The sequence below is a fragment of the Bacillus litorisediminis genome (assembly GCF_022808645.1).
Lineage (GTDB): Bacteria > Bacillota > Bacilli > Bacillales > JC228 > Bacillus_BF > Bacillus_BF litorisediminis.
Genome location: NZ_JAKZKT010000035.1, coordinates 39,535 through 47,788 on the forward strand (window position 1 = coordinate 39,535; position 8,254 = coordinate 47,788).

Annotated in this window: 8 protein-coding genes; all 8 read left to right on the forward strand. The window is 37.8% G+C overall.

All coding sequences use genetic code 11. The features are described from left to right. Nucleotides 1-134: 134 nt before the first annotated feature. The 8 genes from MLE14_RS16390 to MLE14_RS16425 all read left to right on the forward strand — a co-directional run bounded on the left by MLE14_RS16390 (nucleotide 135) and on the right by MLE14_RS16425 (nucleotide 8,087). Entirely contained in the window at nucleotides 135-752 is a 618-nt protein-coding gene (locus tag MLE14_RS16390) for an NUDIX hydrolase (RefSeq protein WP_243299491.1), read from the forward strand. Between the two features lie 108 nt (nucleotides 753-860). Then, a complete protein-coding gene (locus tag MLE14_RS16395; protein WP_243299492.1) occupies nucleotides 861-2,231 on the forward strand; it encodes an MATE family efflux transporter in 1,371 nt (456 codons plus the stop codon). A 267-nt stretch (nucleotides 2,232-2,498) separates the two neighbouring features. Further along, nucleotides 2,499-3,488 carry an acrylyl-CoA reductase family protein gene (locus tag MLE14_RS16400; protein WP_243299493.1) on the forward strand — a complete coding sequence of 330 codons (990 nt, stop codon included), beginning with the start codon at nucleotides 2,499-2,501 and terminating at the stop codon, nucleotides 3,486-3,488. 122 nt (nucleotides 3,489-3,610) lie between these two features. Continuing rightward, a complete protein-coding gene (locus MLE14_RS16405; RefSeq protein WP_243299500.1) occupies nucleotides 3,611-4,585 on the forward strand; it encodes a proline dehydrogenase family protein in 975 nt (324 codons plus the stop codon). A 228-nt stretch (nucleotides 4,586-4,813) separates the two neighbouring features. After that, nucleotides 4,814-6,319 (forward strand): sodium/proline symporter PutP, encoded by a 1,506-nt coding sequence (putP, locus tag MLE14_RS16410; protein ID WP_243299494.1) that lies wholly within the window; start codon nucleotides 4,814-4,816, stop codon nucleotides 6,317-6,319. 119 nt (nucleotides 6,320-6,438) lie between these two features. Next, nucleotides 6,439-6,945, forward strand: coding sequence for an NUDIX hydrolase (locus MLE14_RS16415; protein WP_243299495.1), 507 nt, complete (start codon nucleotides 6,439-6,441; stop codon nucleotides 6,943-6,945). Nucleotides 6,946-7,032: 87 nt separating this feature from the next. Continuing rightward, nucleotides 7,033-7,737 (forward strand): Type 1 glutamine amidotransferase-like domain-containing protein, encoded by a 705-nt coding sequence (locus MLE14_RS16420; protein ID WP_243299496.1) that lies wholly within the window; start codon nucleotides 7,033-7,035, stop codon nucleotides 7,735-7,737. Nucleotides 7,738-7,760: 23 nt separating this feature from the next. Further along, the gene (locus MLE14_RS16425) at nucleotides 7,761-8,087 is read left to right on the forward strand and encodes an antibiotic biosynthesis monooxygenase family protein (RefSeq protein WP_243299497.1); all 327 of its coding nucleotides are present in this window, start codon (nucleotides 7,761-7,763) and stop codon (nucleotides 8,085-8,087) included. The last annotated feature ends 167 nt before the right edge of the window (nucleotides 8,088-8,254 follow it).

Genomic DNA, 8,254 nt, shown 5'->3' on the forward strand with positions numbered 1-8,254 from the left:
CTTAAAAAACGACATAGTTTTTACCAAAATAGATGAATCGTCTACATCATGGATCATTTTTATACATAGAATGCTACGAACAAGTATCTGGCGAAAGTATGATGTAAATGCATTGAACAAAAGGGGGTGCTTCTTTGGAAGAACAGTGGCTTACATGGGCTAAGCAGCTTCAAGCTATTGCACAAGCAGGATTAGCTTATTCTAAAGATGTATTTGATATTGAACGGTTTAAAATGATACGAAACATAAGCTTAGAAATCTTATCACGGCATACGGACATGGAAGTAAATAAAATCAAAGATTTATTTGCTAATGAAACGGGGTATCCAACTCCTAAAGTAGATGTTCGCGCAGCTGTCTTTCATAAGGAACAAATCCTAATGGTTCAAGAAAAATCTGATGGCAAGTGGTCATTGCCGGGAGGCTGGGCCGATATTGGCTATTCACCTGCTGAAATAGCAGTTAAAGAAGTGAAAGAAGAAACAGGATATGATGTAAAACCAATCAAGCTGATTGCTGTGTTTGACAAGAAATGTCACCCTCATCCGCCATCTCCTTACCATGTTTATAAAATCATGTTCTTATGTGAATTAAGTGGAGGAAATGCAAAAAACAGTATTGAGACAAATGACGTTCAATTCTTCGATAAACATCAATTGCCTCCGTTATCAATTCACAGGATAACAAAAAACCAAATTGAACTTGCGTTTGAGCACTTGAAAAATCCTCATGCCCCTATATATTTTGACTAAAACTTATGATTTCGGTTCTCTTCTGCCATTTTTTGCTGTAAGATAATAAGAGTTTAAATACGTCCTTATTAAAGGGCGTGCTTTTTTTGTGTAAGGAGTAGGAACAATATGAAACAAACCTTTACATTACGAGAGAAAACGAAACTCATTTTTATATTATTAGTACCTATCTTAATAACCCAGCTCGGAATGTTTTCGATGGTTCTTTTTAACACAATTATGTCAGGAAAATATAATTCTTCCGATTTGGCGGGAGTAGCCATAGGATCATCGATTTGGAACCCTATTTTTACAGGTTTAAGTACCATTCTACTCGCTGTCTCGCCGATTGTAGCTCAGCGCTTTGGTGAAAAAAAGGAAGAGGATGTTTCAGCAGTTGTTAAGAATGGAGTGATTTTAGCGATTCTAATTGGAATAATGGTTATTATCCTGGGAATGTTTCTTTTAAATCCATTTCTTGATCAGATGAATCTAGAGAATGCAGTACGAGAGCCCGCTTATAATTATTTAGTTGGTCTTAGTTTTGGGATTATTCCTTTATTTGTCTATAATGTATTGAGATCATTTATCTATGCACTAGGGAAGACGCGGGTAGTCATGGTCATCTTGCTTTCTGCGTTACCTTTAAATCTTTTTTTAAACTATACTCTTATATTCGGAAACCTTGGATTTCCGGAGCTTGGCGGAGCTGGCGGCGGATATGCAACGGCTGTTACATTCTGGTTCATACTGGGAGTCACGATTTTTATTATTAAAACGAAGGAACCATTTGCAGCATTTCATGTGTTTTCCCGTTCGCTTCAGTTTTCTCTTGCTAAATGTAAGGAGATATTAAAAATTGGAGTACCGATGGGGTTGTCCACATTTTTTGAGACCAGTATGTTTGCAGTGGTGACAATCTTTTTAAGTCAATACAGTGTTACAACGATTGCAGCCTATCAATCAGCTTTAAATATTGTTTCCTTCCTGTATATGATACCAACTAGTATATCAATGGCGCTTACTGTTTTAGTCGGATATGAGGTTGGGGCAAGACGTTATAAAGATGCAAAGATTTATAGCTGGTTAGGAATTTATTTATCAATGATTATTGCGCTTGTTACGGGACTTTGTATTGTACTGTTCCGTGATGAAGTAGCAGGTATTTATTCAGATGAAGCGGCTGTTATTTCGCTCACTGCTCATTTTCTCATTTATGCTTTATTCTTCCAAATCTCAGATGCGTTGCAGGTTACTGCTCAAGCTGCCCTAAGAGGGTATAAAGATGTTAATATCGCTTTTATTATGACCTTGATTGCTTATTGGGCGATTTGTTTGCCAGTTGGATACGTACTTGCTAATTTTACTGAAATGGGGGCAACGGGATATTGGCTCGGATTAACGATCGGGTTACTTGCTGCGGGTTTAGGTTTGTCGTCCAGGCTCCTTTATATTCAAAAGACAAAGTATAATCCGCAAGTTTCTGTCTCTGGGGAGTAAGGTTAACCTAGTTTGGTGTACACCGAACTAGGTTTTTTAGTTTGCTATATTTTAAGCTATAAGTGAAAGTAAATTAAAGGAATTACGGTGATACATATAGAAAAAAGAATGTGAGTATGGCTGTATCGAATATGAGGATAGAGGAAATAAGGGGGATATATAGTGCCTGTCATCAGCCATAAACTAAGTTTACTACTGCAAGAGCCAATGATTAAATAAAATAGCTGAAGTCATCATTACTAAATGCAGGAAGGAGATCGATATAAAATGACAACATTTCAAGCCCTCATGGTTAACAAAGTAGATGAACAGGTATTGGTTGAATTAAAAAAGTTAACATTTGATGATTTACCAAAGGGAGAAGTTCTCATTCGTGTTGCGTATTCCGGAGTAAACTATAAAGATAGTCTTGCTACTGTTCCAAATGGAAATATTGTCAGATTTTATCCGTTCATTCCGGGGATAGATTTAGCAGGCGTCGTTGTTGCATCATCAGACCCGCGATTTCAAGAAGGAGATGAAGTCATTGCAACGAGCTATGAAATAGGGACATCCCATTTTGGCGGTTACAGTGAATATGCCCGAATTCCTGCGGATTGGGTGGTACCTTTGCCGAAAGGACTCACCTTAAAAGAATCTATGATTATCGGAACTGCTGGTTTTACGGCTGCCTTGTCGGTTCAGCGCCTTCAAGAGCATCATATAACACCGGAAACAGGAAAAATCCTGGTTACAGGGGCAACCGGTGGAGTTGGAAGCTTTGCTGTCTCTATCTTATCCGCAATGGGGTATGAAGTGGAAGCGAGTACTGGAAAAGTAACAGAATATGATTACTTGAAAAAACTTGGAGCCACAACCGTTGTTTCGCGGAAAGAAATTTATGATGGTGAAATTAAACCATTAGGGAAACAAAAATGGGCAGCTGCTGTGGATCCGGTTGGAGGGGAACCGCTAGCCTCTATATTAAGTCAAATTCAGCGTGGCGGCTCAGTGGCAGTAAGTGGATTAGCAGGTGGCAAACAAGTTCCGGCGTACGTGTTCCCGTTCATTCTAAGAGGCGTCAATCTCCTAGGCATTGATTCGGCTTATTGTCCAATGGATGAGCGTTTACACACTTGGGAGCGGTTGGCATCGGACTATAAGCCTGTGAATCTAGAAGACTTTATTTATCAGGAAGTAACATTGGAACAACTGCCTTCGGTTTTCCAAACTTTATTAGAAGGGCAAGTTAGAGGGAGAATTCTAGTAAAATTATAAACCATCTGCTGCAACAATTTTTTTCATTTTATACCAAAACTATTTAGTATAGTCTATTCTTTCAAAATTATGATAAACTACAATTAAAAAATAATCACTTCTTAGGAGTAATGCTTATGTCTATGCTTAAAAATCTTTTTATTGGCTTATCAAAGAATGAATTTATGAACACTGCAGCTAAGAAATACGGATTAAAATTAGGAGCACAAAGTGTTGTAGCGGGTACCAATTTAGAAGAGGCGATTAAAAGTATAAAAGAGCTAAACTTGCATGGAATTTCCTGTACGGTTGATAATCTTGGAGAGTTTGTCTACAAAGAAGAAGAGGCTCTAGAAGCAAAGGAACAGATTCTAGAAGTCATTGAAGCTATTTATACCAATAAACTAGATGCCCATATTTCCCTAAAGCCTTCTCAATTAGGATTAGACATAGACTATAATTTTTGTTTAAACAACCTTCAAGAAATTGTAAGTAAGGCGTATCAATATGGGATATTTATCAATATTGACATGGAAGATTATGCAAGACTTCAGCCTTCTTTCGATATTTTGGATGAACTTTCAAAGGAATACGATAATGTCGGTACCGTAATACAGGCTTATTTTTATCAATCAGAAGAAAACATTGAAAAATATAGAAATTATCGTCTGCGAATCGTGAAGGGTGCGTATAAGGAACCTGAAGAGGTTGCTTATCAAGATAAAAAGGATATAGATGCGAACTTTGTTAAATTGATTGAGTACCATTTGTTAAATGGAAAGTTCACTTCCATCGCAACACATGATCATAATATCATTAATCATGTGAAAAAATTTGTCAAAGAACACAATATACCAAATGACAAATTTGAATTTCAAATGCTATTTGGTTTTCGGAAAGATCTTCAGCTGCAATTAGCACGTGAAGGCTACAATTTCTGCACTTATGTACCATTCGGAAGTGACTGGTATGGATATTTTATGCGTCGTCTTGCAGAGAGACCTCAAAACATAAATCTAGTTGCAAAGCAAGTATTTACTAAAAAGACCAACGCGATTCTTGGAGTTGCAGCCGGTGCCTTTTTACTAGGAAGATTGAGTAAGAAAAGAAATAAATAAGTACGTGATTTTAGGCATATTCTTAAAACAAAATAGACCTCAAAAGAGGCAGCCAACTGGGCGCCTCTTTATTTATGTAAAACCAGAATAGAAATTGAATTTCAAATTATTTCAGAATTTTGATATAATAAAATGGTTCTTTCTGCTTATGGGGAAGCGTGAATAAGCAGGCAAGGCTGGGAACCGATACTAGATTCTTAAAATTAAACACGAATTGGAGGAAAAAGGATGACAAGTAATGTTTACACAGCAATTGCTATTGTCATTTATATGGCAGCGATGCTCATTATAGGATGGTATGCATATCGGCGTACAACTAATCTAACCGACTATATGCTTGGCGGGCGATCATTAGGACCTGCGGTAACAGCACTAAGTGCGGGAGCTGCCGACATGTCAGGCTGGCTATTAATGGGTCTTCCTGGAGCCATCTATTTATCGGGTCTCGCAGAAGCATGGATTGCCATTGGTTTAACAATTGGTGCTTATTTAAACTGGTTATATGTTGCTCCGCGTCTAAGGATGTATACGCAAGTATCTAATAACTCTATTACGATTCCTAGTTACTTGGATAATAGATTAAAAGACAATTCAAAAATATTGCGAATCGCTTCCGGTGCAATTATTTTAATTTTCTTTACATTTTATGTTTCATCCGGAATGGTTGCAGGCGGAGTGTTCTTCGAGAGTTCCTTTGGTTTTGACTACCATACTGGTCTGCTTATTGTATCGGCGGTGGTAATCGCATATACGCTTTTTGGCGGATTCCTTGCCGTTAGTTACACTGATTTTGTACAAGGTCTTATTATGTTTTTAGCACTTATTTTAGTGCTATTAGTGGGTGTCTTTTTAACAGGCGGGTTTTCGGAAACAGCTCAAACTATCAGAGAAGTCGATCCTAACCTTTTAAGTCTGGTTTCTGGTGCAACAGTAGCAGGTGTTATTTCTTCGGCTGCATGGGGGCTCGGATATTTTGGTCAGCCTCACATTATTGTCCGATTTATGGCAATCAAATCGGTCAAAGAAACCAAACAAGCGAGAAGAATAGGAATCGGGTGGATGATCTTAAGCTTAGCTGGAGCAATTGCAACCGCATTAGTCGGAATTGCATATTTTCAGCAAAACCCAGGTGCAACCCTTGTAGATGAAGAAGCTGTATTTATTGAATTAGGACAGATTATTTTCCATCCGTTTATTGCAGGAATTATGCTGGCAGCTGTTCTTGCTGCCATTATGAGTACGATTTCTTCTCAGCTTATTGTAACGTCTTCTGCATTAATAGAAGATTTGTATAAAGCTGTATTTAAGTCAGATGCATCCGATGCGAGATACGTATTCCTCGGGAGACTTTCCGTTTTGGTGGTTTCCATTATAGCAATGGTGTTTGCGTGGACCAAAAATGAAACGATATTAGATCTCGTATCGTTTGCTTGGGCAGGATTTGGAGCATCATTTGGACCGGTCATTCTTCTTTCATTGTATTGGAGAAAAATTACGGCTTCCGGGGCATTGGCAGGAATGGTAGCTGGAGCCGTAACTGTCATGATCTGGGGTAATATAGAAGTACTTACAAAATCTTTATATGAAATTGTCCCTGGATTTATTTTAAGTCTTCTAGTAACTGTTGCTGTAAGTAAGTTAACCTATAAACGAAATGAAGAAATCGAAAAAGAATTTGATGAAACCATGGAGCTTTTACAACAGGAAAAAGAATCTGTTAGTCTGAAAAAATAAGAATATTATATTGGCCCCAGTCTATGCTGGGGCTGTATTTGTAATTTTTGAAGGTCCTTAAGAAGGTAAATGAAGCAGTTAAATTGAATATGGTTAGTAGAGTTACAGGAGGGCTTAATATGGCAAGTATTTTTGCTGATTGGGGAGAACATTTTGTAAAGCTAACTTGGATTCCTGCAATGAAAATAACAGAATCAACAAGTGTTCATGCAGTTTGTATTCTTGATGGTAATGTTATGTTAGTTCACATAAAAAATAGAGGATTTAATTATCCTGGCGGACATGTGGACCCTGGAGAGGAATTAGAAAAAGCCGTACTACGTGAAGCATATGAAGAAGGATATGTTAAAGGATCGATACAATATATCGGTGCTATTGAAGTAAACCACGAGGAAAACCCCGCATTTGATCCTAATGGACAATATCCTTTAATTGGCTATCAGGCGTTTTACCGAATGAATATCACAGAGTGTTACCCTTTTCTGCGAGAACACGAATCGGTTACGAGAATATGGGTAGAACCTAGTGAAGTTCAATATGTGATTCATGACCATGAACTTTCGCAATTAATTTTAGCTGATGCTTTAACTTTAAACATGGACAAAGGTGGTAGTTTAATAAAATGATAACGAGGTATTCATTCTCGATCGTAACTGAATTGAGTCTTTATATTCCACTCCAGATAAATAGGATTTAACGGGAGGATAATCGGCGTGAGACAAATCATTGCACTGGGTGGCGGAGGTTTTTCAATGGAATCGGAAAACCCTTTATTAGATACATATATATTAAATCAATCCAAAAAGGAAAACCCCAAAATATGTTTTATCCCAACAGCAAGCGGGGATTCAGAAGACTATATATCAAGGTTTTGTTCCTTTTTTACTAAACAGCAATGTCTGCCATCTCACTTATCATTATTTAGACCTCCGACAAGAGATTTAGAAGACTTTATTTTAGAGAAGGATATTATCTATGTCGGGGGAGGGAGTACTAAAAATCTGTTGGCTTTATGGAAGGAATGGGGGTTAGATTCATTCCTTAAAAAAGCATGGGATCAAGGAGTTTTATTAGCGGGAATTAGCGCAGGTTCACTTTGCTGGTTCGAAGATGGGATTACTGATTCATTTGGTGATAGGCTTGAACCCATTAAATGTTTAGGTTTTTTAAAGGGAAGTAACTGCCCGCATTATGATGGGGAAGCAGAGAGACGACCAGCTTATCAAAAGTTCATCAAAGCTAAGCAAATACTGCCCGGCATAGCTGCTGATGATGGGGTAGCGATCCATTATATGGATCAGGATATCAGTAAGATTGTTAGCTCGCGGCCAAATGCAAAAGCTTATAAGGTTTACTTTGATAATGGGATCAGAGAGGATATATTACATCCCGAGTTTTTGGGGAATTCCTCTCAATAAAAAAATATAAAAGAGGGATATGTATGGGAAAGATCGCTAAAACACCTGAGCCGCCTTATTACGCTGTCATTTTCTCTTCACAGCGTACGGAGGGTGATAAAGGGTACGGTAAAATGTCTGAAAAAATGGTAGAGCTTGCTTCACAACAAAAGGGGTTCTTGGGAATAGAAAGCGCACGTGACAATGAGTTAGGCATAACTGTCTCCTATTGGGAATCACTAGAAGCCATCAGGAATTGGAAAGAACACTCAGTTCATAAATTAGCACAAGACAAAGGTAAAACAGAGTGGTATCAAAGTTATTCCTTAAGAGTTTGTAAAGTAGAACGGCAGAGTTTTTTTGAAATATAGACAATCATTTTATGATGCCAAAGTACAAATAAGAAAAGGAGGGCTTGTCAAGAAAAGTGTGTAAGTTATTCTAGATATTTCTTCACACGTTTCTTCAGGTGGTCGTGAACTAATAGTTGATTCATGATCATGGCCCATTGTTGGATGTGTCCACCTTCCCATTTCTT

Excerpts from the sequence above, each read along its gene's own strand:
- MLE14_RS16395 (WP_243299492.1), top strand. The coding sequence starts at position 861 with ATGAAACAAACCTTTACATTACGAGAGAAAACGAAACTCATTTTTATA.
- MLE14_RS16400 (WP_243299493.1), top strand. The coding sequence starts at position 2,499 with ATGACAACATTTCAAGCCCTCATGGTTAACAAAGTAGATGAACAGGTA.
- MLE14_RS16405 (WP_243299500.1), top strand. The coding sequence starts at position 3,611 with ATGCTTAAAAATCTTTTTATTGGCTTATCAAAGAATGAATTTATGAAC.
- putP (WP_243299494.1), top strand. The coding sequence starts at position 4,814 with ATGACAAGTAATGTTTACACAGCAATTGCTATTGTCATTTATATGGCA.
- MLE14_RS16415 (WP_243299495.1), top strand. The coding sequence starts at position 6,439 with ATGGCAAGTATTTTTGCTGATTGGGGAGAACATTTTGTAAAGCTAACT.
- MLE14_RS16425 (WP_243299497.1), top strand. The coding sequence starts at position 7,761 with ATGGGAAAGATCGCTAAAACACCTGAGCCGCCTTATTACGCTGTCATT.